This is a genomic window from Peribacillus sp. SIMBA_075 (assembly GCF_046534585.1).
The window spans coordinates 1-267 of sequence record NZ_JAWRYN010000753.1; the positions used below are offsets into that span (position 1 = coordinate 1).

Consider the following 267-nt stretch of genomic DNA (forward strand, 5'->3'; position numbering starts at 1 on the left):
CTCTACTTTCTAGAACTACGGTAGTCAAAGTTAATTAAGCACATGCAAAATTATAAATCGGTAGCGTACATTACATAGCACGACCGAATACTTTAACCCGTAGTCCAGTTCTTTCATTGGGAACTAGGTAGAAACGCTCGGACCATATTACCGAGTATATACGAGTGATGATGTGTAAAATTATTATATTGGTAATATATCAAACTTTTAGTGTGCATGCAATCTAAATGTGAACATTCCTATTAAAACTATTTTAAACGTTCGTTT

Annotated in this window: 1 riboswitch. The window is 33.7% G+C overall.

The window, feature by feature from the left end:
- Nucleotides 1–80 precede the first annotated feature (80 nt).
- A riboswitch (purine riboswitch) is annotated at nucleotides 81–184 on the bottom strand.
- Between the last annotated feature and the right edge of the window lie 83 nt (nucleotides 185–267).